Origin of the sequence: Myxococcus dinghuensis, assembly GCF_024198235.1 — a bacterium.
In the GTDB taxonomy this organism is placed as follows: domain Bacteria; phylum Myxococcota; class Myxococcia; order Myxococcales; family Myxococcaceae; genus Myxococcus; species Myxococcus dinghuensis.
Window position 1 is genome coordinate 155558 of the sequence record NZ_JAKCFB010000011.1, and the last position, 22926, is coordinate 178483.

The window sequence follows — 22926 nt, forward strand, 5'->3', positions numbered from 1 at the left end:
CCGCCCTCCGCCTCGAGCCCCAGGGCGCGCGCGCCTGTCACACGTCGGACACGGCGACGGACGCTCCGGTGAAGCTTGGACAGGCCTTATGCAACCGGGCGGACACGCCGTCGCCCACGCGCGGCGAACCCCAGCCAGGACAGCAGCAGGGCACCGGCCCCGCCTGGCGCCGCCGCGCAGCCGCCCCCGTCGTCGTCGCCGGGGGCGTGCGGCTGCTCGGGTTCGCCGGGCTCCTCGGGCGTGGGCTGGACACAGGGCGCGCCCTTCGCGTCCGCGGTGAGGCAGAGCTTGCCGTAGCGCCCCACGCCCTCGTGACGGCCGTCCACCACGGCCACGAGGACGCGCGTGGCGCCCTTGGCGTCCACGGACGCGGTGAGGGGGCTTTGCCCCTCGGCGCGCGCCACCTGGAGCACGGCGGTGTCCGTCACGGCCGCCACCAGCAGGTGCAGCTTCGAGGCGTCCTGCCCCGCGTTGGGCTCGAACCGGGCGAGCACCGTGTCGGCGCCGCCAGGGACCTCGAAGTAGCGCGTGGCGGCGAGCGCCAGCCGGACGTCCGCCTCCTGGGTGGGGAGCGTGCGCGCGGAGGTCAGCGGCTGCGCGAACCCCGCCGCGCGGGCGTAGCCCTGGCCGGACGTCGCGCGCGTGCCCGTGTAGAAGTTCCACCGCGCGAACTCGGCGAAGGCGGTGTCGAAGTCCGCGCCCCACTGGCGCAGCACGGTGTCCAGCAGCACGGGCCAGCGCGCGGTCGGCGCGCGGAGGCTCTCCTCCCACAGGCCCACGAGGGCCGCGTCCCCGAAGCGCTCGCCGATGAACTGGAAGAACACGCCCGAGCCATAGGAGAACGTCGCGGCGGGGCCGTCCGGGTCCAGCACGAGGGCGCGGTCGGGGCGGTTGAAGTAGCTGGCGGCGAAGTGCTCCAGGTCGTCGAGCGCGGGGTCGAAGCGCTCGCTCGCCCAGACCGCGGTGCCCTCGGAGGCGACGCCGCCGAGCCCCGGCCGATACGCGGCCTGGACCGCGTGGAAGAACTCATGGCTGGCGAGGATGTCCACCGCCTCCTCGTAGGAGGGGTAGCCGTAACCCATGAAGTCGTTCTCCTGGAGCATGTGCCCGACGCAGCGGGTGCCGTCGTCCTCGCAGGCGTCGAGCCGGAAGGCGCCGTCGGCGCGGCCCGCGAAGTCGACGAGGTACACGTCGAACAACCCATCCCCGCCGTTGTCCCCGTCCAGCGCCGAGTCGTCCAACGGACGCCGGAAGCCGAGCTGGACGTAGAAGTCCTCGACGCGGTCATAGGCGCGCGCGACGACCTCCACCGCGTCGGGGGTGCCGTTGCCGTCCGCGTCCGCCGCCGGGACCGCGTTCACCCCCACGCGGGAGAAGTGGATGCGGAAGTGCCCCTCGGGGGACACCACCGACTCCACGACCTCGCCCGGGTCGTAGCGCGGTATCGGCGACGTCGGCGAGGTCGGGCGCCCCTCCGACTGCAACCCCGCCTCCGCCGTCGTCGACGACGCGGGAAGCTCGTGCGGCCCGCGCGCGGACTCCACGGGGGCACAGCCCCAAGGAAGCAACAGGAGGAGCGCCCGGAGTCTCATGGCAGGAAGGCCCACTTCACGCGGAACTGACCGGAGCCGCTCGGCGTTCCCGACGGGAGGGAGCCCGTATCGTTGCACGCCGTCTGCACGGAGGGCTCGTAGTACGAGACGACCTCGAACTTCACGTGCCGGCCATCCGCCAGTCGGATGACGAACACCTTGCCGGTCATGGCCAGGCAGCCTTCGTATCGGAAGTAGCTGCCCAACTGCGTGAGCGCACCGCCCAGGACGTCATCGGCGATGAACGTGCACGCGTTGTCGTACCAGGCCTCCTTGTTGAACGTCCACGCGGTGTCGACCGACGTCACCGAGGCGAAGGTCGTCCCCTCCGCGGTCTGCGCCACGGAGACGCAGGAGGCGCCGGAGGTGCCGCTGTTGACGCGCATCGTGTAGCGACGGAACGCCAGGTCCCATTCAGTCGAGCCGAGCGCCGCCTGGTCGTCGATCTGCACGCGCTGCAGCCCCTGCGGCGTGAAGCGCACGTAGGTATAGGACATCGTCGGGGTGAGGCCACCGGCGCGCGCGTCCACGTACGAGAGGAACTCGCCGGAGGTGGTGCCCTCCTCGGACATGTTGCCCGTGGACACCACCGTCAACAGGTCGAGCTTGTCGATGCTCTGCTCCTTGCAGATGACCTCGGATGGCCCGCAGGTCTGCGGCGTGGTGCCACCGTCTCCGGTGCCCGCGTCCGTCTCCGTGCCACCGTCCTCGGAGCCGGTCCCCGAGTCCGGGGTCCCCGAGTCCGTGACGCCACCGTCCACCTGCGTCCCGGAGTCCGGCGACGGGTCGTTGGGCTCGTCGTCGTCCCCGCAGCTCGCCAGCAACACCAGCGACATGGCCACCGCGGCCAGGACCCACAGGCCCTGCTGCCCCGAGCGCCTCGGCATCGTCTCGTCGGACTGAATCATCATGGCTTCTGCTCCCTCTCCCTGTGTGGATTGCGTGACTCGGTGCCCGGGCTCACGCCCGTGCGGGCGCGGCGGAGGCGACGGCCGGGCGCTCCGTGCCCAGAAGCCAGCTCCGCGCGCGTTCGTGCTCGCGCCACAGACGCGCGGACAGGCCGTCCTGGGCGAGCAAGGCTTCGTGCCGGCCGCGCTCGACGATGCGGCCCTGGTCCAGCACGAGAATCTGGTCGGCGCCCTGGAGGGTGCGCAGCCGGTGGGCGATGACCACCACCGTCTCGCGGCGCACCCGCTCGCCCGTGGTCCGCGTGGCGAAGAAGGACGGCGGCACGTCCCCCAGCTTGCGCGCCAGCCGCAGCCGCACGTCGTGCAACAACCGGAACGCCGCGACGTGTGCGAGTACCGGTGCCAGCACGTGACGCGCCGGCACCGCCCCCAACGCCTGCGTGGGCACGGCCTCCAGCCGGGGCGGCGTCGCGTGGAGGGCCGTGGCCCTGCGCGCCGGGCAGCAGTCCGGCACCCACCCCACCGCGGCGCCCGCCATCCGACGCACGTCGAACCCGTCCTGCCGCGTCAGCGGTTCCACCGCCTCCGTGGGCGCGGGCATCACCTGGCTCGTCGACATGCCGGCCTCTCACCTCCGGGCGCGACCCCGCCCGCCGGCGCCAACCTATTTGATAACGATTCTCATTTTCAATATTAAATCTTTCCAGCAGGGTGGAACGCGGAGGACCCCATGCCCGAGATGCCGGCGGTGATTGCGAACGCGGTGGAGCCCTGGTTGATGAAGCCCTCGCGGGTGACGCGGGTGGAGACGCTCGCGCCGAGGTTGCGGCGGGTGTGCCTGGAGGGGGACGCGCTGCGGGGCGTGGCGTTCACGCCCGGCCAGGAGGTGGAGTTCCGGGTGACGCCGACGGCGTTCCGGCACTACACGCCCTCGCAGGTGGACGCGGTGCAGGGGACGCTGGAGCTGGTGTTCTACCTGCACGGGCAGGGGCCCGGCAGCGCGTGGGCGAGCGCGCTGAAGCCCGGGGACGCGGCGAACGTGCTGGGGCCCGGGGGCGGCTTCGGGCTGGAGCCCGACGCGCGGGCGCACCTGTTCCTGGGGGACGAGACGTGCCTGGGGCTGTTCGTGGCGATGGCGAACGCGCTGCCGGAGACGGCGCGGCTGTCGGGCGCGCTCGAGGTGGAGGCGGGGGCGGAGGACTGGCCGCGCCTGGTGGGGCTGGGCTTGTCGGCGGTGACGCGGGAGCCGGGCGAGGCGCGCGGCGAGGCGCTGCGGCGGTGGCTCGGGGGGCAGGCCGTGACGGACGTCACGGCCTATCTGGCGGGGCACGCGGGCAGCATCGCGCTGTGGCGCAAGGAGCTGCTGGAGCGCCGCGACGTCCCCCGCCGCCGCGTCCGCACCAAGGCCTACTGGGCGGACGGCAAGCGGGGGCTGTGAGGCGTCAGTCGAACTTGTAGCCCTTGGGGACGACGACGATGCCGCTGTCGGTGACGGTGAAGCCCCGGGCCTTGTCGGCCTCCAGGTCGAAGCCGATCTTCGCGTTGGGCGGCACGCGCACGCCCTTGTCGATGATGGCGTTCTTCACCTGGGCGTGCCGGCCGATGTCCACCTCGTCGAAGACGATGGAGCGCTGCACGCTGGCGTAGCTGTTCACGCGGGCGCGGCGGAAGAGGATGCTCTCGCGCACCACGCCGCCGGAGATGATGCAGCCGCCGGCCACCATGGAGTTGAGGGCGCGGCCCACGCGCTCGCCGGACTCGTGGACGAACTTGGCCGGCGGGCTGTACTCGCTGGCGGTGCGCAGCGGCCACTCGGCGTTGAAGATGTCGAACTCCGGGTTCACCGACACCAGGTCCATGGACGCCTCGTGGTACGCGTCCAGCGTGCCCACGTCGCGCCAGTAGGTGTTGGGCCCCGTCTGGCCCGGGATGGGGTTCTTGGCGAAGTCGTAGGCCTGGATGTGGTAGCCGTCGCGCAGCGCGCGGGGCAGCACGTCCTTGCCGAAGTCGTGCTGCGAGCCCTCCGACTTGGCGTCGATTTCGAGCAGCTCCGCGAGCACCTTGCTGCGGAAGATGTAGTTGCCCATGCTGGCCAGCGCCGTGTCGGGGCGGCCGGGGATGGGCTTGGGGTCCTTGGGCTTCTCCTGGAACTCCGTCACCCGGCCGCGCTCGTCCACCTGCATGACGCCGAAGCGGTGCGCGTCCGCCAGCGGCGTGGGGTACGCGGCGATGGTGATGTCCGCGCGCTGGGCCTCGTGCTGCTCCAGCATGTGCGCCACGTTCATCTTGTAGATGTGGTCACCGGAGAAGATGGCCAGGTGCTCGGGGCGGTGGTTCTCCACCAGGTGCTGGTTCTGGTAGATGGCGTCCGCCGTGCCCCGGTACCACACGGGCCCCAGCTCCTCGTACAGGTACATCTGCGCCGGCACGAGCGTGATGAAGTAGTCCGACAGCAACACCGACCCGAAGCGCCAACCCCGCTGGATGTGCTCCGTCAGCGACTGCGCCTTGAACTGCGTCAGGACGTAGATGGAGTAGATGCCGGAGTTGATGAAGTTGTTGAGCGCGAAGTCGATGATGCGGAACTTCGAGCCGAAGGGGACCGCCGGCTTCGAGCGCCGCTGCGTCAGCGGCGCCAGACGGGTTCCCTGACCTCCGGCCAGAATCATTCCCAGGATGCGCGTGCCCATGTGTCGGAGGGACTCCCTTTCGAGGCGCGCAGTATAGGGCCCGCACGCGCCTTGTCCGGTTCCACGTCCCCTCCCGGCAGCGACACGCGTGTCCTGGTGCGAGCGCCGGAGCCCCCGCCTGGAACGACATCCCTGTCCGGGTCCGGCGTCACTCACGAACGCGGCCACCGAGGATTTCCGAGGGAAACCCTGCCTCCGACCGTTACCTGCTTCGAGGCATGCGACTTGCTCAGTCCCGAGCACCCCCGACGAACCCACGCCCGATTCCAGGCGCCTCGCCAGGGGCCCGCACGTGGGGAACCTTCACATGAATCGACGAGTCTTCGCCCTGGTCGCCGTCCTGCTGTGGCTCGGAGCGCCCGGCGTGGTCCGCGCGGAGAGCCGCGCCTTCGAGTTCTCGTCCCGAGGCGCCTCCGTGCGGCTGACGGGGAAGCGCCCCGTGAAGAAGCGGCTGCCCCGGACGACGGCGGACCGCATCCGCCTCTTCACCGCGGCGAGCACCACCACCACCGTGAGCGACACCGCCGACGACTCGGTGCCGACGCACCTGTGGCTCGTCCCCCTCGTGCTCACCGGCGCGGGGCTCTTCACCGGCGTCGGCATGTGCGCGCTGGGGAGCGACGATGGCTCCTGCGGGCGGTCCATCCTGGGCGGGCTGGTGCTGGGGATGTCGCTGAGCCTGAGCTACCTGCGGCTGGTCGCGTGCGCGGAGGGAGACGACTCGGCCTGCGACGACCTGTGCGACGACGACTGCGCGGAGGATGCCGCCGCCCGCAAGTCGCGCGCCCGCGCGAAGGTCGCCAAGGCCACGAACGTCCAGCGGCGCCCCGGCGGCTTGCGCCTGCCCATGGGCCTCAGCCCCGCCATGGGCATCGTCCACGACCAGGCCGTCATCGGACTCGGCAGGAGCTTCTGACCGGCGCGCGGACGACGCCGTGCGTCGCGGCGCCCGCGCACGCGCCTACCGGAGCCGGCGACACGCAGCCGTCTTCACGGCCAGGAACACGCGCTGCCCGGGCGACACGGCCAGCTCCCGCACGGAGAACGCCGTGAGCCGCACCACCCAGGCCACGCCCGCCACCTCCACCGTCGCGGCCAGCTCGCCCGCGCTCGCGGGCTCCACGGCCGTCACCGTTCCCGCCAGCACGTTGCGCGCGGAGACGCCCGTCAGCGGCCCCGTGGACAACAGGATGTCCTGGGCCGGGACGGCATAGGCCGCGCGCGTGCCCGGCGGCACCTCCGGCGCGTCGGGCACCCAGAGCGACAGTGCCTCCGTCACGCGCAGCCGCGTGTTGCCCTCGGGCGCGCGCTCCAGCACGCCCTCCAGGATGTTCTCCTCGCCGTCCGCCTCGCCCGCGAGCAGGCTCCGCGCCGACGCCCCCAGCACGTCCGAGGCCGCGCCCACCGCCCTCACCCGCCCCGACTCCAGCAGCAGCGCCTCGCGCGCCAGCACCCGCGCCTCGCCGAGCTGGTGCGTCACGTACAGCATGGGCACCCGCGCCTCGTCGCGCACGCGCAGCAGGTACGGCAGCACGCGCTCCTTCAACGCCACGTCCAGGGCGGCCAGCGGCTCGTCGAGCAGCAGCAGCGCCGGGTCCGTGGCCAGCGCCCGCGCGAGCGCCACGCGCTGCTTCTCTCCGCCGGACAGCGTCGCGGGGTAGCGCTCCAACAAGGGCTCCAGCTCGAGGAGCGCCACCGCCTCGTCCACGCGGGACGGCCGCCCCGCGCGCGCGCCGTAGCGCACGTTCTGCCTCGCCGTGAGGTGCGGGAACAGGAGCGCGTCCTGGGGCACGTACCCCATGCGCCGCGCCTCCGGGGGCACGTCCACGCGGGCCTCGCCGTCGAGCAGCACCCGGCCCTCGAAGACGATGCGCCCGCGCGCCCCGCGCCGCAGGCCCGCGAGCACCTCCAGCAGCGACGTCTTCCCGGAGCCCGAGCGCCCCAGCACCGCCACGCAGGCGCCCGTCAGGCGCGCGTCCACCGTCAGCGGGAAGCGCGCCAGCGGCAGGTGGATGGACAGCTCCAGGCTCACGCGTGCGTCCGCCTTCCCCGCCGCCGCGTCACCCACTCCGTCGCGTAGATGGCCACGAAGGCCAGCAGCGACGCCACGAAGGCCAGCCGGAGCGCCTCCGCGTCCTGCCCCAACTGCGTGCGCTGGAAGATGGCCAGCGACAGCGTCTGCGTGAAGCCGGGGATGTTCCCCGCCACGAGCACCGTCGCGCCGAACTCGCCCAGCGCGCGGGAGAAGGCCAGCAGCGCGCCCACCACCACGCCGCGCCACGCGAGCGGCAGCGTCACGCGGAAGAAGGCCCGCGCGCGCGAGTCCCCCAGCGTGCGCGCCACCGCCACCAGCCTCGGGTCCACCTCCTCGAAGCCGGAGCGCGCCGAGCGCACCAGCAGCGGGAAGGCCATCACCGCGCTCGCGAGCACCACCGCCCGGGGCGTGAACACCACCTCGATGCCCAGCGCGTCCAGCACCCGCCCGGCCGGCCCCTCGCGCCCCAGCAGTTCCAGCAGCACCAGGCCCACCGCCGTGGGCGGCAACACGAGCGGCAGGGACAACACCGTGTCCACCACGCCCCGGCCCGGGCCCGTCCAGCGGGACAGCGCGTACGCCACCGCCACTCCCGGCGGGAGGATGACGAGCGTGGCCACCGCCGCCACCGTCAACGTGAAGACGACCAGCTCCGCCGTGGACTCCGTCACGGCGCGCGCGGCTCCTGCTTCGCACCACCCGCCATGCCGAAGCCGTGCCGCGCGAAGGCGGCGCGCGCCACGTCCGTCTGGAGGAACGTCACGAAGGCCTGCCCCACGGCGGGCGCCTTCCCCTTCACCAGCGCCGCCGCCGGATAGACGATGCGCGGCGCGTCCGGGGCCGGCACCTCGAAGGCCACGCGGACCTTCTTCGACTGGGCCGCGTCCGTCGCGTACACCACCCCCGCGTCCACCCGCCCCGACTCGACCGCCGCCAGCGCGGCCCGGACGTCGAGCGCCGGCACCACCTTCGGCGAGAGCGCCGTCCACAACCCGACCTTCTCCAGCCACGCACGGGCGTACACCCCCGCGGGCACCATCGCCGGGTCGGCCAGCGCCAGCCGCCGCAGGGACTTCAGCTCCCCCGGCCCCTTCGGCACCTGCTTCGCGTCCGAGGGCACGACGACCACCAGCCGGTTCGACAGCAGGTCCACCCGCGTGCCAGGTCGCAAGAGCCCCGCGCGCTCCACCGCGTCCATCCGCGCCTCGTCCGCCGACAGGAACGCGTCCGCGGGCGCTCCCGCCATGGCTTGACGCGCCAGGTCACTCGAGGCCCCGAAGGCGAACTTCACCGTGTGGCCGGTGGCCTTCGTGAAGGCCGGCTGGAGCTCCTGGAGGACGTCCGTGGTGCTCGCCGCAGCGAAGACCAGGCCCTCCTCCGCCCGCGCCGGGGTGGCGCGGAATGCCACGAGGCTGACACACAGCAGGAGAAGGGCTCGCATTCCAGGTCGCTCCTCGCGAAGACCGCCAGACGGGGGCGCATTGTCCGCACGGCGGCCCCTGGCAAGACAACCGGTTGACCCACAGCGGATCGCCCGCTAAGCCATACTCTGTGTCGCGGAATATCCATCCTAAAGAAGATGAGGACATCTCGGCGGACGTCCTGAGGCTCCAGCAGTTGCTGCTGGCCCTGGGGCGTCGGCGTTCACTTCGCGACCCCATCGCCAGCACGTGCGAGCAGCTGCAGTTCACGCCGCCGCAGGTGCACGCGCTGCTCTGGCTCGGTCAGGATGGGTCGCTCACCATGGGAGAGCTCGCCCGGCGGCTGGGGGTCACGGAGAAGACGGTCACCGGCGTCGTCGACCGCCTGGAGCGCGAGGGGCACCTGCTGCGCGAGCGCAGCGCCGCCGACCGGCGCGTCGTGCGCTGTCGCCTCACCCCCGACGGCCTGCAGACCTTCCAGAAGCTCGAGCGCTTCGTGAACCAGGGCATGTTCCAGGTCCTCGGCATCCTGGACGGCAGCGACCGCAAGGCGCTCTTCCGCATCCTGGAGAAGCTCCTGCGCCGCATCGACACGTTGGGGATGGCGGCCAGCTCGCGTGAGCGCTCGGCCTGAGGGCCGCCCTCCGGGGGAGGGAGCACACGCCCACGTGCCGCCGCCGCGGGGGGACACCACCTCAAGGGGCGCGTGGATGCGCCGGGGCCCAGGCCGTGAGCCCGGCGTGCAGGCGGGCGCCGGCTGGGAGGGGAGAACGCGATGAAGGCAAGCGCACGCGCGGTATTCGCCTCCGCCCTGGCGCTCGTGTTGGGCCAGGCGGGCTGCAAGCGCGGCTCGGAGGAGCCGCCGGAGCCCGCCGCGAGCGCACCGCCCTCCTCCCCGGACACGCGCCCCGAAGCGCCCCAGGAGGCGCCGCCCTCCGAGCAGGCGCCCTCGCAGCCGGTGATGCCGCCGGACATGCACCGCGCGCTCACCTCCATCGCCCCGCTCGTGGAGTCCGTGAAGTCCGCGGTCGTCAACGTGGAGGTGCGCGAGGCGCAGCCCTCCCCGGGCCAGAAGTCGCCCTGGGGTGGAGCGGACGAGGACGACTCGCCCTTCGGAGGCCTGCCCTGGGGCTCGGGGCCGCAGCCGTTCGGCGGGCAGCAGCCACAGGAGGATGCGCCCCAGCAGGGCCTGGGCTCGGGCTTCATCATCGACCCGCGAGGCCTGGTGCTCACCAACAACCACGTGGTGGCGGACGCCACGCGGATCGGCGTGCAACTGCCGGACGGGCGTGAGTTCTCCGCGAAGGTGCTGGGCACCGACCCGCTCACGGACGTGGCCGTGCTGCAGCTCCAGGGCGACGTGAAGAAGCTGCCGGTGGTGCGCCTGGGTGACTCGGACGCGCTGCGCGTGGGCGACTGGGTGGTGGCCATCGGCAACCCGTTCGGGCTGGCGTCCAGCGTCAGCCTGGGCATCGTGTCCGCCAAGGCCCGCGACATCCAGGTCGGCCCCTACGACGACTTCCTCCAGACGGACGCGGCCATCAACCCCGGCAACTCCGGCGGGCCGCTCTTCAACCTGAAGGGCGAGGTCGTCGGCATCAACACCGCCATCGCGGGCCAGGGCTCCGGCATCGGCTTCGCCGTCCCCAGCAACATGGTGAGGGAGCTTCTGCCCCAGCTCGAGAAGAAGGGCGCCGTCACGCGCGGCTGGCTGGGGCTGGTGGTGCAGGACTCGTCGCCGGACCTGGGCAGGGCGCTCAAGACGCCCAGCGGCGAGGGGGCCGTCGTCGCCCAGGTGAACGAGGACACGCCCGCCGCCGAGGCCGGGCTGCGCCAGGATGACGTCATCGTCGCGGCGGACGGCAAGCCCATCACCACGGGCCGGGCGCTGACGCGCACCGTGGCGCAGAAGGCCCCGGGCACCGAGCTGAAGCTCACCGTCTACCGCGACGGGAAGAAGCGCGAGGTGAAGGTGAAGCTCGGCACGCGGCCGGACCTGGAGGGCGTCAGCAAGCGTCCGCCCCCCGTCGAGGACGAGGAGGCGCACCAGCGCGTGGGCCTGAGCCTCTCGGACATGGACGCGCGGCTGGCCCGGGCCCAGGAGCTGCCCCGGGCGGGCGCCCTGGTGACGGACGTGGTGCCCGGCTCCAGCGCCGAGCACGCGGACATGGTGCCGGGCATGGTGGTGGTCGAAGCCCAGGGCAAGCCCGTGCACGGCGCCACGGACCTGGTCCAGGTGATGCGCGAGGCCACGCCGGGCGAGTCCGTGCTGCTGCGCGTGGCACTCCCGGGCGGACGCCGCGAGCTGCGGGCCCTCACCGCGCCGAGCAACGACGCGCCGTAACGCATCCCGGACGTCGCGAGCCGCGAGCCCTCACCGCACGACAGCAGCCAGTCCCCCTCGGCGACGCGTCGACCGAGGTCGGCGCGCCCGCCGTCTCGGCACGACACGCTCGCGCGACTTCGCGCCACAGGCCCGACCGCGACACTTCGTCCCGCTCACTCCCTCCACCGCCTCAAACGTCCTCCGCCACGGGCGCTCGCGCCAGCAGCACGCGGGGATGCAGCAGCAGCGCCACCGCCTCGCGCACGGTCCAGTACACGCGGTCCACCGCGTCGAGGTTGCGCTCGGCCAGCAGCGTGGGGCTCGTCGCCACCTCGAAGCCGTTGAGCCGGAAGTACTGCCGCGCGCGCAGCAGGTGATACGGGTCCGACACCACCACCACGCGCCGGGCCCCCAGCGTTCGCAGCACCCGCGCGGACAGGCGCGCGTTGTCCTCCGTGGAGTGGCTGTCCTCCTCCAACGCGCAGGCCTCGGCGGGCACGCCCAGCCGCGTCGCCAGCGTCAACATCACGCTCGCCTCCGACGGAGCATGCACCCCCACGCCCCCGGAGAAGACGAGCCGCGGCGCGACGCCCTGGTGGTACAGCGCCACCGCCTTCTCCGTCCGCGCCCGCAGCGTCGCGGACGGCACGCCGCCCTCCAACACGCGCGCGCCCAGCACCACCACCGCGTCCGCGGACGCCACGCGCTCACGCTGACCGAAGCGGTCCACGACGAAGGCCAGGCCGAACACCCCACACGTCAGCACGCCCGCGGACACGAGCAGCACACGTTGCAGACGCCCGGACCGGGCCATGCGCGAGAGGGGAGGCACGCGCCGGAGGTTACCCCGGGCCTCAGGGCTCGAAGCCACCGAAGAACAGCTCGCGCCCCCCGCCCACCGGCGCGTCCAGCGGCCCGGTGCCGAAGTCCACCGGCGCCAGCTGCGCGCCCAGGAAGGCGCTCTCCCCCTTGCGCGAGGACGCGACGAAGAAGCGGTCCTGGCTCAGGTCCCCGCCCTTCGCCGGCCCCATCGCGAACGCGTGCGACCACGACACGTCGCCCTCCGCGCGCCCCAGCTTCACCATGAAGAGGTTGACGGTGCTGCCCGGCACACCCGCCTCGGGCCCCGCCCCCAGGTCGTCTCCGTCCGCGTACCGCCCGACGACGACGGCCCCCTCCCGCGCGTCCATGGAGATGCCCAACCCCTGGCGCCCCAACACCCGCGCCCACCGGGGCTGCCCCTCCCGGTCGAAGCCCGCCACGAAACCGCGCCCCTCGCCTCCCCGCGCCTCGTGCACCGTCCCCCGGAACGTGAGCGAACGGGAGAACGTCCCCACCACCAGCACACGGTCGCCCTGCGCGGCGACGCCCATCGCGCGCCCCTGCGCCGTCGCCAGCCGCTGCTCCCACACGCGCCGCCCCCGGACGTCGAGCTTGAGCACGAAGGGAATCGAGTCGCGCCGCGACGGTCGCAGGAGCCCCGCGACGTACGTGTTGCCCTCGGCGTCCGTCGCCACGCCCGTGCCCTCCCCGGGCGCGTCATGGTGGTACGTCCAGAGCAGCGCCCCCTTCGCGTCCACCTTCACGACCATGGGGACGCTCTCCACGTCGACATCCGGCCGGGTGCCCGCCAGCAGGACGTTGCCCAGGCCATCCACCTCCGCGCGCTCCACGCGCAGCCGCGGCGTGAGCTCCATCGCCTCCAGGCCACGCGACCACGCGATGTCCCCGTCCTTGTCCAACCGCATCAGGAAGCGCCCCTGGCGCAGGGCGCCGGAGCCGTAGTCCACGCCCTCCGGGTTGCGCCCCGCGACGAACACCTGCCCCTGCGAGCCCGCCGCGATGGCCTCCGCGAAGCCGGGCAGCGACAGCGACCACACCCGCTCGCCCCCCGTGCCGTACTTCGCCACCACGAAGCGCCCGGGCCCCGGCACGCGCAGCGGCCCGAAGAGGTCCTCCACCGCGTCGTCCGAGTTGAGCGCCAGCAACATGTTGCCGCGCCCGTCGTACGCCAGCCCCGCCGCGGACTCGCGCCCCTGCCCCTTCAACGTCCGCAGCCAGCGGGCCCTCCCGGACAGCTCGCGTCCCGCGGGCAGCGGCGTCACCTCGCCCAGCGACGCCTCGCCGTCACCTCCCGCCGGCGCCTCCCCCGGACGCTCACAGCCCACCACCAGCGCGAGCAGCACCCCAGCACCCCAACCCCAGAACCTGTGAAGCATTGCGTCATGTCCCCGTGCTCCGCCTGACACCCGGGAGCCCAGGACGCAGCGAACGCCAGGGTGGTGACGTGGGCGGGCCCGCGGGAGGAGCCCCCAGGTCGGATGACACGGCCCGCCCCTGGACGTGGGCCCATCACGTCGGCTCCAATCCGGCGGGTGATGACACCCGAAGACGCGACGAGAGCCCTGTCCGACGCGGAGCTGATGCCCTGCGCGGAGATGGCGTTGGCGGATGCACGACGTCTGGTGGAGGCCTGTCTGGACGCGGACGTCCCGGCGCTCGTGCACCGCGAGGCGTGCTCGAAGCCGGGGTGCTCACCCAAGTTCCAGGTGCTGGTGCGGCCCGAGGACGGCCCGCGGGTGGCCTCGCTCCTCCAGGAGCGTTGGATGGACAGCATCCGGCGGGAGGGCACGCTGGCGGACGGCGCCCCGGCGTTCGCCCAGCCCGTGAGCGAGGACGGCGAGCCGCCGTGCCCCGCGTGCGGAACGGTGGCGCCGCTGGTGGCGGGCGCCTGCGCGGACTGCGGTCTCCAGCTCGAGTAGCAAGGGGGCGAGTGCCGTCGCCCCCGCCCCGTGCGTCGCCTGCACCCGGCGCGGGGCCGACCCCATCCTTCCCGGGGACGCCGGGACGGATTCCCTCGCGCGCGGCCCCGCGCGAGGCACGCAGTGGGAGGACACTGGATGGAAGTCAAAGGCGTCGCGTTCCTGGCACGACAACAGATGACGGTGCAGAGCCACGGCGAGCAGGCGTGGAAGGACTTCGTCGCGGAGTTCAAGAAGAAGGAGCCCGTCTTCGGGCAGCCCATCCTCCCCGTGACGCGCATCCCCGTGGACGCGTTCCTGCGCTTCAACGAGGAGCTGCTCAACCGCCTCTACGGCGGTGACCGGAGCATCTGGTGGCAGTTCGGCGTGAAGTCCGCCGAGTACGCGCTGGGCCAGGGACAGCTCAAGAGCATGTTCGCCCCGGGCGACTTCCGGCGGTTCCTCTACTTCACCCCCGGCATCTGGAAGGGCTACTTCACCGCGGGGGAGATGGAGGTCCTGCCCGGCCAGGGCTACACGGACCTGCACATCCTCAAGGTGCCCAAGCCGCACGTGTACTTCGAGCTGTCGGTGATGGGGTTCGGCTTCGGCGGGCTGTCGTCGCTGGGGGCCAAGGACCTCAAGCACGAGGTCATCAAGAGCTTCAGCAAGGGCGACCCGGACGTCATCTACCGCTTCAACGTGACGTGAGCCCCCGGACGCGAGGAGCGTCCGGAGCAGTCGCCACACGGGCGCGGGAAGCGGGGGCGTCGAGCCCCCCCCGCTCCTCGGGCCCGTGCGTGGGACGGGCGGAAGGCTACGCGTCGCGACGGCGCGCGCGCACGCCGAGCAGCATCAGCACCGCGCCGAGCAGCGGCGCGCCAGCGGCCGCCGCGCAGCCGCCGCCGTCGTCACCCCCACCGCTGTCGCCGCCGCCCACCTTCACGACGAGCTTCGCCTCGGCGGACGCGTCACCCGTCTCCGCGCCGTTGCCGTTCACGGAGTTGCCCGAGCCGAACAGGGTGAGCGAGGTGGCGTTGGCCGGCGCGACGAGCGTGAAGTCGAAGCGCGCCTCGCCGTTGGAGAACGCCTTGGGCGCGGTGTGCGTCAGCTCCTCGGACAGCTTCTTGGAGCCGGAGCCCGCCGTGAGGCTGCCGCCGTTGCCGTCCACGGCCACGTTGAAGCCGGCGCGCGTACCGGGGCCGCCCTTGATGACGAGCGTGTAGGTGCCCGACTGCCCGGTCGCGAGCGTCGCGGGCCCCTCGATGGTCACCGTGGGCGTGCTCGAACCACCGGAGTGGCAGCCCGAGGCCATGCAGCTCTGGCCCTGCTTGCCGCTGTAGCCCGTCTGACCGGTGGCATAGGCGAAGGCGGAGCCGGAGACGAGGCACGCCGCCACCACGCCGGTGACGCCGAGGGACTGGAAGAACGACCGCATGAAGCCTCCTGGGGGAGAAACAGGATGGAAGGGAGGCCCCTTCTTAGCGCGACGCGCAATACCTTCCCAGCACCTCACCGGGTACCCGAGCGCAGCAGCAGCGCGCAGGCCTCGTCGCGAAGCTGTGACAACGCGTGGCGTGTGGTCCCACCGGCACCTTCCATTCCTGCCACCATCGACAGGAGGCCGTGCGCCACCGTCCACGCGACGTTGGCCAGCCTGCGGGGCTGGAGCCCCGCCCCCAGCCGCCCCGCCTTCAGGTCCGCCTGGAGGCGCGCCTCCAGCGTGTCGTTGAGCCGCGCGCTCAGGCCGTAGAGCCGCTCACGGAACGCCTCGCTCTGCGACCCCAGGAACTGCGGCCACAGGTACACCACCCGGAAGGCGTCCAGGTCCTCCGCATAGAGGTCCACCTTGACCCTCACGAGCGTGGCCAGGGCCTCGACGCCGGAGGGCGCGTGGGCGACGGCGGCCTCGAGGGCCTCGACCTCGCGCGCGAGCCCCTCCAGGGCCAGCGCCCCGACCAGGTCCTCCTTCGAGCGGAAGTAGTAGAAGAGCGACGGCTTGCTCAGGTCCGCCTCGCTGGCCACCGCCTCCAGCGTCAGGCCGAGCACGCCCTCGCGCACGAGCACCGCGCGCGCGGCGGCGAGGATGGCCTTGCGCCGCCCCTCCTGACGCCGCGCCTTGCGCGCCTGGCGCTCGGCGTCCGGGGGCTCCGCTGGCACGGTGGGCGCGGGGGCCGGGGCGCGACGGCGCGACCCGCCCGGCCTGCGCCCGCCGCTGCTAGAGCCGTTCGAGGGCATCGCGCAGGGCCTCCTTCGCGTCCGCCTCCAGCACGTCGCCATGGCACACCACCACCCGGCGCGTGTCCCACGCCAGCACGGGCGGCAAGGACGCGCGCACCGCCGCGCGGTCCTTCACCGCGGAGCGGGTGAGGAGCGTGGGGGCCAGCCGCCGCCACGCGCCGCACAGCTTCAGGTACGTCCGCGTGGTCCAGGAGCCCGACTGGTGGATGTTGAAGGCCAGGTCCGTGACGAGCACCGTCCCGCTGGGGCGGTGGAGGAAGAGGAACTCGTCCAGCTTCGGCATGCCCCGCACCAGCACCGGCTCGATGACGCCCGCCCAGGCCGCGCCCTGCGCGCCCCCCAGCTCCTGGTCGATGCGCAGGTCCGGTCGTTTGAGCCGCAACCCGGCGGGCGCCACCACCTTCGCCTCCGGGTAGGCCTCCGCCCACTCCCGCACGTGGAGGTGGTGCATGAGGTTGGGCGCGACGAGGAAGCGCACCGGCCCGAGCGCGTCCACCGCCGCGCGCGCCTCCGCCGTGCAGCGGACGGGCGAGTGCACCCACAGCGCGCCGTCCGGCAGGCGGATGACCGTCATCCGCCCACCCAGTTCCAGGAACCCGCCGACCTCGAAGGACACGGTCAGGCAGTGCACGTCCGTCGCGACGTTGTGGAGCATGTCGACCCCGTTCGGGAAGAAATCAACCTCGATTCGATATTCTGACCGTGGGTCGAAAATCTCGCAAGTTCCGGGGACGGGGCGAGGTGGCGCGCGGGCGACGGGTGGGGCGACTGGGGCGTTGATTTCCGGGTGGGCCCGGCGTAGGCAACCGTCCTCTTTCCACGACTGAAAAAGGTTCCCTGCACATGGCCGAGAAGCTCACGCCCCGCGAGAAGGGCTTTTCCGAGTGGTACGTCGACCTGGTCCAGAAGGCGAAGCTCGCCGACTACTCGGACGTGAAGGGCTGCATGGTCATCCGGCCCAACGGCTACGCCATCTGGGAGAACATGCAGCGGGTCCTGGACAAGATGTTCAAGGACCTGGGGCACAAGAACGCCTACTTCCCGCTGCTCATCCCCGAGAGCTACCTGAAGAAGGAGGCGGAGCACGTCGAGGGCTTCAACCCGCAGCTGGCCGTCGTCACGCACGCGGGCGGCGCGAAGCTGGAGGAGCCCTATGTCATCCGGCCGACGTCGGAGACCATCATCAACCGCAGCTTCGCCAAGTGGATCCAGAGCTACCGCGACCTGCCGCTGCTCCTGAACCAGTGGGCGAACGTGATGCGCTGGGAGATGCGCACGCGCCTGTTCCTGCGCACCACGGAGTTCCTCTGGCAGGAGGGCCACACCTGCCACGAGACGGAGGAGGACGCGGAGAAGGAGACGCTCCAGATGCTGGAGGTCTACCGCACGTTCGCCGAGGACTACATGGCGATGCCCGTGCTGCCGGGGCGCAAGTCGGAGTCGGAGCGGTTCGCCGGCGCCCTGCGCACGTACAGCATCGAAGCGATGATGCAGGACAAGAAGGCGCTGCAGGCGGGCACCAGCCACAACCTGGGCCAGAACTTCGCCAAGGCCTTCGAGACGCAGTTCCAGGGCCGCGACGGCAAGCAGCACTTCGTGTGGCAGACGTCGTGGGGCGTGTCCACGCGCCTCATCGGCGGCCTCATCATGACCCACTCGGATGACGCGGGCTTCGTCATCCCCCCGAAGCTGGCGGCGACCCACGTGGTCGTCATCCCCATCTTCGGCAAGGCGACCGACGCGGAGAAGGCGGCGGTGCTGGAGAAGACGCACGCGCTCGCCGCGGACCTGCGCAAGGCGGGCCTGGGCGTGGTGGTGGACGACGACGAGAGCAAGAGCCCGGGCTTCAAGTACAACGAGCACGAGCTGGTGGGCACGTGTCTGCGCATCGAGCTGGGCCCCAAGGACCTGGCCAAGGACTCGTGCGTGATGGTCCGCCGCGACGTGCGCCAGAAGGAGTTCGTGTCCCTGGGCGAGGCCGTCACCAAGGCGCAGGCCATGCTGGACGCCATGCAGAAGGACCTGTTCCAGAAGGCCAAGTCCTTCCGCGACGCGAACACCTTCGAGGTCAACACCTACGAGGAGATGAAGGAGAAGGCGGACGCGGGCTTCCTGCTGGCGCACTGGAACCTCGACCCCAAGGTGGAGGCGCGCATCAAGGAGGAGACGGGCCTGACGACGCGCTGCCGGCCGTTCGCGCTCGAGCAGGAGCCGGGCAAGTGCATCGTCACCGGCGAGCCCTCGCCGGGCCGCATCGTGTTCTCCAAGGCGTACTGAGACACCCCCCGAGGTCCGGGCACGCCCCGTGCCCGGGCCCCGTGTGGATGAAGCCCCACGAGGGCCGCGAGGACGGGCGACGTCGCCCACCTCGTGGCCCTCGTTCCATTTCCGGTGGGCTCCACGGGAGGGGCGCGGCCGACGACGCGCATCGGGCAGCGCGGGCCGGCCTCTCCTCGCGGCGCCACCGGCGAAGGGCACGGAGCGACCGCCGGGCCCTTCAGCCCGCGGCGCGCAGCGCGGGGCGGCTGGGGACGAACGTGGCCACCGGCTCCGTCTTGCCGGCCACGGGCAGCGGCGTGGCCGCGGTGAAGGTGAACGTGGCGTCGTCCGCGCAGCGTTGGTGCGTGGCCTCCGACACCAGCATGGGGACACCGACCTTCTTGGTGAGGCCCTCGATGCGGCTGGCCAGGTTCACCGCGTCGCCAATCACCGTGTACTCGCGCCGCTGCGTGCTGCCCACGTCCCCCACCACCACCCGCCCCGTGTGGATGCCGATGCCGATGCGCAGCGGCTCCTCGCCTCGCGCCACCCGCTCCGCGTTCAAGGCCTCCAGCGCCTCCAGCATGGCGAGCCCGCAGGCCACCGCGGACCTCGGGTGCTCGGGCAGGTCCAGCGGGGCGCCGAAGTACGCGAGGATGCCGTCACCGATGAACTTGTCGAGCGTCCCTCCGTGGCGGAACACCACCTCCACCATCCTCGACAGGTACTCGTTGAGCAGCGCCACCACCTGCGGGCTCTCCATCCGCTCCGACATCGACGTGAAGCCCCGGATGTCGGAGAACAGCAGCGTCACCTCGCGGTGCTGGCCCCGTCCGGAGTCCGCGCCGTCCTGGGCGATCTGCCGGGCCACCTCCGGGGAGAAGTAGCGCCCCAGCCGCTCGCGGCGCACCTCCTCGTGCGCGACCTCCGTGACGAGCCCCAGCACCTGCCGGCTGATGAAGCCCGCCGCCAGCGCGCCCAGCGTCACCACCAGCATCATCCCCGGCAGGAACATGTCCCACGCCATGCCGGCCCGGAACACGAGGTGCGCCTCCAGGCCGATGGCCAGCGCGGTGGCCACGACCACGATGACGCGCGAGAGCGTCACCAGCGACACGAGCACCACCAGCACGATGTAGACGCCCAGCGTCAGCAGCGCCGTGGGCACCGCGTTGTCGTTGCCCACGACGCCGATGGACAGCATCTGGAGCGCGTAGATGGCGGGCATGTCCAGGAACACCAGCCCCAGCGCGGGCCGGCGGCCCACCGGCGAGACGTTCCGGGCGCCGAACCACAGCCCCACCGCGAGCACGACGTAGCCCCCGAGCACGGCGAGCGGGGTGCGCCAGTCGAACAGCCACGCCATGAGCAGCCACATCACCACGCCGGTGGCCCGCACGCGGTTGAGCCACTCCCCGACCTGCGCGCGCCACGTCACCAGCCGCAACCGGAGCGTGTCCTCGACCTGGGAAGGCGTCCGCATCGACCCGACACGCTAGCCCAGCCCCCGCATCGCCTCCAGGGAGCGGCGAGGTGACGGGCGGCGCTCGTCGGCTATCCTGCGGCGCGACATGGCGAGCATCGGTCACGTGGCAGTGGGCATGGCCCTGGGGCGGTACGAGGCGAACGGCGCGTCACGCTGGAGGCTGGCGGGCTCCATGGCGCTCCTCGGCCTGCTCGCCCTGGCCCCGGACGCGGACGTGGTGGCGTTCGTGTTCCGCATCCCCTACGCCGCGCCCTGGGGACACCGGGGCGCGTCGCACTCGTTCGCCATCGCGGTGGCGGGCGCGCTCCTCGTCGCGCTGGTGGCGTGGCGGCTGGGCGCGCGCGCGAAGCGCTGGGGCCTGCTGGCCTTCCTCGCGCTGGCGAGCCACGGCGTGCTGGACTCCCTGACGGACGGCGGCCTGGGGGCCGCGCTCCTGTGGCCCTTCTCGAACGCGCGCCTGTTCGCCCCCGTGCGCCCGTTGCCCGTCGCGCCCATCGGCGCGGGCATGCTGTCGCCGCGCGGGCTGTACGTCACCGCCGTGGAGCTGCTCGCCTTCATCCCCTTCTGGGCCTATGCCTTCTGGCCGCGCCGGAGCGCGAAGGAGTCCTGAGCCATGCGCCTGTTCACCGCCGTCACGCTGGGACGGGACATCGAGACCCGCGTCACCCAGGAGCTGGTGCGGCTGCGCGAGCTCGCCCCCCGCGCGCGCTGGGTGCGCGTGGAGGGACTCCACCTGACGTTGCTGTTCCTGGGGGAGGTGGACCGCGCCCGCCTGGCCGAGCTGCGCGCGGCGCTGCTGCCCCTGGGCACCCGCCACGCGCCGTTCACCCTGTCCGTGGGCGGCGGCGGCAGCTTCGGCCAGCCCGCCCATCCGCGCGTGCTCTGGGCGGACGTGCGGGGCGACATCGCCGCGCTGAAGGCCCTCCAGGCGGACACCGCCGCCGCGCTCCTGCCGTTGGGCTTCAAGTCGGACTACGAGGACTACGCGCCCCACCTGACGCTCGCGCGGGGCAAGGAGCACGGCGACGCGGACCTCGTCCAGTGCGTGGAGGCGCTCGCGGGAAGCACGCTCGGCGAGGGCCGCGTGGACCGGCTCATCCTCTTCGAGAGCCAGGGCGCCCACTACGTGCCCCGCGTGGAGGTGCCGCTCACCCGCGCGCCGTGAGGCCGTGCCTCAGGCGCGCGCCACGGCGGCGGCGCGCCCCGTCGCCGGGACGAAGGTGAACACCGGCTCGCGCTTGCCCTTCACCGCCACCGGCGGCGCGGGCGCCCACGTGAAGGTGTCCCCCGCGTTGGTGCGCGTGGCCTCGGATACGAGCAGCGGCGTGCCCACCTGCTTGGTGAGGCCCTCGATGCGGCTGGCCAGGTTCACCGCGTCGCCAATCACCGTGTACTCGCGCCGCTGCGCGCTGCCCACGTCCCCCACCACCACCCGCCCCGTGTGGATGCCGATGCCGATGTGCAGCGGCTCCTCGCCTCGCGCCACCCGCTCCGCGTTCAGCCCGTTGAGCGCGTCGAGCATCTCCAGCCCGCACGCCACCGCCGCGCGCGCGTGGTCCGGGTGGTCCAGCGGGGCGCCGAAGTACGCGAGGATGCCGTCGCCGATGAACTTGTCGAGCGTCCCTCCGTGGCGGAACACCACCTCCACCATCCTCGACAGGTACTCGTTGAGCAGCGCCACCACCTGCGGACTCTCCATCCGCTCCGACATCGACGTGAAGTCCCGGATGTCGGAGAACAGCAGCGTCACCTCGCGGTGCTGGCCGTCCGTCACGCCCGTGCCGTGCTCCGCGATGTGCCGGGCCACCGCGGGAGAGAAGTAGCGCCCCAGCCGCGCGAGGCGCGCCTGCTCCTGGGTGATGTCGTGCAGCAGCCGCCCGATGCGGTGCGCGGCGTACCCGAGCGCCAGGCCGATGACGCCGAGGATGGTGACGAACACCGGCTCCAGCGCCCAGTCCCCCGGTGGACCCATGCGGAGGACGGCGACGGTGAAGCCCATGCTCATCACCGTGGCCGCCGCCACGGTGCGCGCGTCCAGCGACAGCACCGCCAGGGCGAGCAGCGCGCCGTACACCGCGCACGTCATCGGGCCCACCAACTGCGCGGGCACCCCCGCCTGCACGGTGAAGTACTGCTGGAGGAACACCATGGGCGCGTCCACCAGCGCCACGGCCATGGTGGCGTAACGGCAGAAGCGGTTGATGAACCCCGCCAGCGCCCACAACACCGCCGCGAGCCCGAGATACGCGCCCAGCGCCACGTAGGACACGGGCCAGGACTGCGTCACGCTCAGCCCCAGCCACGCGAGCACGCCCACGAAGCGCAGCGCGCCGAGTCGCCGGGCCACTCGCACCTGCTCGTCCACGAGGTTGCGCTCGAACGCCGCGGACAGGTCCACTTCGTGTTGAGGAGTCTCAGGTGTCGACACCATGGATGTCTCACGCTACCAGAGCCGCCCAAACCCTGGCATCGAGCCTGCAACACATCACCCTGGAGACACGAAGCACCGGAAAGGACCTGGGACATGCGGGTGGGGTGGATGCTGTGGCTGTGGCTCTGGGCACACACCGCGGTCGCCGGGCCGCGCGAGCCGCTCGAGGCACAGCTCCGGACGGGAGACATCGTCCTGCACACCTCGCGCTCGCGTCAGTCCCAGGCCATCCAGGCGGCCACGCACAGCCCGCTGTCTCACGTGGGACTGGTGGAGGTGACGCCCCAGGGCGCGTGGGTGGTGGAGGCGGTGCAGCCGGTGCAACGCGTGGCCTTCGCGACCTGGAAGGCCCGGGGCGTACGCGGACACATCCTGGTGCTGCGTCCCCGCGGACTCGACGCCGAGCTGCGTCAGCGGGCCCTGGACGCGGCGAAGGCCCACCTGGGCAAACCCTATGACTGGCGCTTCGGCTGGGGGGACGAGGCGATGTATTGCTCGGAGCTGGTGCGCAAGGCGTACGCCCGGGGCGCGGGCGTGGAGTACGGGCGCATGGAGCGCCTGGGGTCGCTCGACGTGGCCGGCCTGCGCGCCCAGCTGCGCGAGCGCTACGGGCGCGACGTCCCGCTGGAGCAGCAGTTGGTGACCCCCGCCAGCCTCGCGCTCGATGAGCGGCTCATGGTGGTCCACTCGGACTTCCCGACCGTGCGGGATATGTCTCTTTGAGTCATCCGACCGGCACGCACCTGGGGTGACGGCGGACCCCGACGCCAGGAAGGTGAGCGGACCCTCGCGGGCC

General features: G+C 72.5%; 23 protein-coding genes and 1 pseudogene. 10 read left to right on the plus strand and 14 right to left on the minus strand.

The window, feature by feature from the left end:
- Positions 1 to 86: 86 nt before the first annotated feature.
- The 3 genes and pseudogenes from LZ198_RS17365 to LZ198_RS43660 all read right to left on the minus strand — a co-directional run.
- A complete protein-coding gene (locus LZ198_RS17365) occupies positions 87 to 1592 on the minus strand; it encodes an MXAN_6640 family putative metalloprotease (protein ID WP_253973098.1) in 1506 nt (501 codons plus the stop codon).
- Complete coding sequence (locus LZ198_RS17370; protein WP_253973099.1) at positions 1589 to 2503, minus strand: HmuY family protein; 915 nt, start codon at positions 2501 to 2503, stop codon at positions 1589 to 1591. The genes LZ198_RS17365 and LZ198_RS17370 overlap by 4 nt, the downstream gene beginning before the upstream one ends.
- 49 nt (positions 2504 to 2552) lie before the next feature.
- A pseudogene (locus tag LZ198_RS43660) lies at positions 2553 to 2771 on the minus strand (hypothetical protein); the annotation flags it as partial.
- Between the two features lie 459 nt (positions 2772 to 3230).
- Between LZ198_RS43660 and LZ198_RS17380 the strand changes: the two are divergent.
- Positions 3231 to 3938 carry a siderophore-interacting protein gene (locus LZ198_RS17380; RefSeq protein ID WP_253973100.1) on the plus strand — a complete coding sequence of 236 codons (708 nt, stop codon included), beginning with the start codon at positions 3231 to 3233 and terminating at the stop codon, positions 3936 to 3938.
- A 4-nt stretch (positions 3939 to 3942) separates the two neighbouring features.
- On the opposite strand, the gene glgC is transcribed toward LZ198_RS17380, so the two are convergent.
- Positions 3943 to 5190 carry a glucose-1-phosphate adenylyltransferase gene (gene glgC, locus LZ198_RS17385; RefSeq protein ID WP_253973101.1) on the minus strand — a complete coding sequence of 416 codons (1248 nt, stop codon included), beginning with the start codon at positions 5188 to 5190 and terminating at the stop codon, positions 3943 to 3945.
- 307 nt (positions 5191 to 5497) lie between these two features.
- Between glgC and LZ198_RS17390 the strand changes: the two genes are divergently transcribed.
- Positions 5498 to 6106: a hypothetical protein gene (locus LZ198_RS17390; RefSeq protein WP_253973102.1), complete on the plus strand. Its 609-nt coding sequence runs from the start codon at positions 5498 to 5500 to the stop codon at positions 6104 to 6106.
- Positions 6107 to 6151: 45 nt separating this feature from the next.
- On the opposite strand, the gene modC is transcribed toward LZ198_RS17390, so the two are convergent.
- From modC to modA, 3 genes are read right to left on the minus strand one after another with little or no spacing between them, the layout of a single operon-like run.
- Complete coding sequence (gene modC / locus LZ198_RS17395) at positions 6152 to 7222, minus strand: molybdenum ABC transporter ATP-binding protein (protein ID WP_253973103.1); 1071 nt, start codon at positions 7220 to 7222, stop codon at positions 6152 to 6154.
- Positions 7219 to 7896, minus strand: a complete 678-nt coding sequence (gene modB / locus LZ198_RS17400; RefSeq protein WP_253973104.1) for a molybdate ABC transporter permease subunit — start codon at positions 7894 to 7896, stop codon at positions 7219 to 7221. Before modB ends, modC begins: the two co-directional genes overlap by 4 nt.
- Positions 7893 to 8666 carry a molybdate ABC transporter substrate-binding protein gene (gene modA, locus LZ198_RS17405; RefSeq protein ID WP_253973105.1) on the minus strand — a complete coding sequence of 258 codons (774 nt, stop codon included), beginning with the start codon at positions 8664 to 8666 and terminating at the stop codon, positions 7893 to 7895. Before modA ends, modB begins: the two co-directional genes overlap by 4 nt.
- Before the next feature lie 110 nt (positions 8667 to 8776).
- Between modA and LZ198_RS17410 the strand changes: the two genes are divergently transcribed.
- Both LZ198_RS17410 and LZ198_RS17415 read left to right on the plus strand, forming a co-directional pair.
- Positions 8777 to 9280: a MarR family winged helix-turn-helix transcriptional regulator gene (locus LZ198_RS17410; RefSeq protein ID WP_253973106.1), complete on the plus strand. Its 504-nt coding sequence runs from the start codon at positions 8777 to 8779 to the stop codon at positions 9278 to 9280.
- Between the two features lie 141 nt (positions 9281 to 9421).
- Positions 9422 to 10990 carry a trypsin-like peptidase domain-containing protein gene (locus tag LZ198_RS17415; RefSeq protein ID WP_253973107.1) on the plus strand — a complete coding sequence of 523 codons (1569 nt, stop codon included), beginning with the start codon at positions 9422 to 9424 and terminating at the stop codon, positions 10988 to 10990.
- Positions 10991 to 11162: 172 nt separating this feature from the next.
- Here LZ198_RS17415 and LZ198_RS17420 read toward each other — a convergent pair whose 3' ends face one another.
- Together LZ198_RS17420 and LZ198_RS17425 are read right to left on the minus strand one after the other, a co-directional pair.
- The gene (locus LZ198_RS17420) at positions 11163 to 11786 is read right to left on the minus strand and encodes a YdcF family protein (protein ID WP_256559660.1); all 624 of its coding nucleotides are present in this window, start codon (positions 11784 to 11786) and stop codon (positions 11163 to 11165) included.
- Positions 11787 to 11826: 40 nt separating this feature from the next.
- Positions 11827 to 13191 carry a hypothetical protein gene (locus LZ198_RS17425; protein ID WP_253973109.1) on the minus strand — a complete coding sequence of 455 codons (1365 nt, stop codon included), beginning with the start codon at positions 13189 to 13191 and terminating at the stop codon, positions 11827 to 11829.
- A gap of 159 nt (positions 13192 to 13350) precedes the next feature.
- On the opposite strand from LZ198_RS17425, the gene LZ198_RS17430 reads away from it, so the two are divergent.
- Together LZ198_RS17430 and LZ198_RS17435 are read left to right on the plus strand one after the other, a co-directional pair.
- Positions 13351 to 13734, plus strand: coding sequence for a hypothetical protein (locus tag LZ198_RS17430; protein ID WP_253973110.1), 384 nt, complete (start codon positions 13351 to 13353; stop codon positions 13732 to 13734).
- Positions 13735 to 13872: 138 nt separating this feature from the next.
- Positions 13873 to 14424 carry a hypothetical protein gene (locus tag LZ198_RS17435; protein ID WP_253973111.1) on the plus strand — a complete coding sequence of 184 codons (552 nt, stop codon included), beginning with the start codon at positions 13873 to 13875 and terminating at the stop codon, positions 14422 to 14424.
- 106 nt (positions 14425 to 14530) lie between these two features.
- Here the strand turns inward: LZ198_RS17435 and LZ198_RS17440 are convergent, their stop codons facing one another.
- The 3 genes from LZ198_RS17440 to LZ198_RS17450 form a co-directional block, all read right to left on the minus strand.
- Positions 14531 to 15151, minus strand: a complete 621-nt coding sequence (locus LZ198_RS17440) for an MXAN_6652 family MXYO-CTERM-anchored protein (RefSeq protein ID WP_253973112.1) — start codon at positions 15149 to 15151, stop codon at positions 14531 to 14533.
- Between the two features lie 74 nt (positions 15152 to 15225).
- Entirely contained in the window at positions 15226 to 15951 is a 726-nt protein-coding gene (locus LZ198_RS17445; RefSeq protein ID WP_253973113.1) for a TetR/AcrR family transcriptional regulator, read from the minus strand.
- On the minus strand, positions 15932 to 16609 hold the full coding sequence (locus tag LZ198_RS17450; RefSeq protein ID WP_253973114.1) for a DUF4336 domain-containing protein: 678 nt from the start codon (positions 16607 to 16609) through the stop codon (positions 15932 to 15934). Before LZ198_RS17450 ends, LZ198_RS17445 begins: the two co-directional genes overlap by 20 nt.
- Before the next feature lie 188 nt (positions 16610 to 16797).
- On the opposite strand from LZ198_RS17450, the gene proS reads away from it, so the two are divergent.
- Positions 16798 to 18231 (plus strand): proline--tRNA ligase, encoded by a 1434-nt coding sequence (gene proS, locus LZ198_RS17455; protein ID WP_253973115.1) that lies wholly within the window; start codon positions 16798 to 16800, stop codon positions 18229 to 18231.
- 220 nt (positions 18232 to 18451) lie between these two features.
- On the opposite strand, the gene LZ198_RS17460 is transcribed toward proS, so the two are convergent.
- Positions 18452 to 19696 carry an adenylate/guanylate cyclase domain-containing protein gene (locus LZ198_RS17460; RefSeq protein WP_253973116.1) on the minus strand — a complete coding sequence of 415 codons (1245 nt, stop codon included), beginning with the start codon at positions 19694 to 19696 and terminating at the stop codon, positions 18452 to 18454.
- A gap of 88 nt (positions 19697 to 19784) precedes the next feature.
- Here LZ198_RS17460 and LZ198_RS17465 point away from each other — a divergent pair, with 88 nt between their 5' ends.
- Complete coding sequence (locus LZ198_RS17465) at positions 19785 to 20309, plus strand: metal-dependent hydrolase (RefSeq protein ID WP_253973117.1); 525 nt, start codon at positions 19785 to 19787, stop codon at positions 20307 to 20309.
- Positions 20310 to 20312: 3 nt separating this feature from the next.
- Positions 20313 to 20864 (plus strand): RNA 2',3'-cyclic phosphodiesterase, encoded by a 552-nt coding sequence (gene thpR, locus LZ198_RS17470; protein ID WP_253973118.1) that lies wholly within the window; start codon positions 20313 to 20315, stop codon positions 20862 to 20864.
- A gap of 9 nt (positions 20865 to 20873) precedes the next feature.
- Here the strand turns inward: thpR and LZ198_RS17475 are convergent, their stop codons facing one another.
- The gene (locus tag LZ198_RS17475; RefSeq protein ID WP_253973119.1) at positions 20874 to 22130 is read right to left on the minus strand and encodes an adenylate/guanylate cyclase domain-containing protein; all 1257 of its coding nucleotides are present in this window, start codon (positions 22128 to 22130) and stop codon (positions 20874 to 20876) included.
- Between the two features lie 93 nt (positions 22131 to 22223).
- On the opposite strand from LZ198_RS17475, the gene LZ198_RS17480 reads away from it, so the two are divergent.
- Positions 22224 to 22853: a YiiX family permuted papain-like enzyme gene (locus LZ198_RS17480; protein ID WP_253973120.1), complete on the plus strand. Its 630-nt coding sequence runs from the start codon at positions 22224 to 22226 to the stop codon at positions 22851 to 22853.
- The last annotated feature ends 73 nt before the right edge of the window (positions 22854 to 22926 follow it).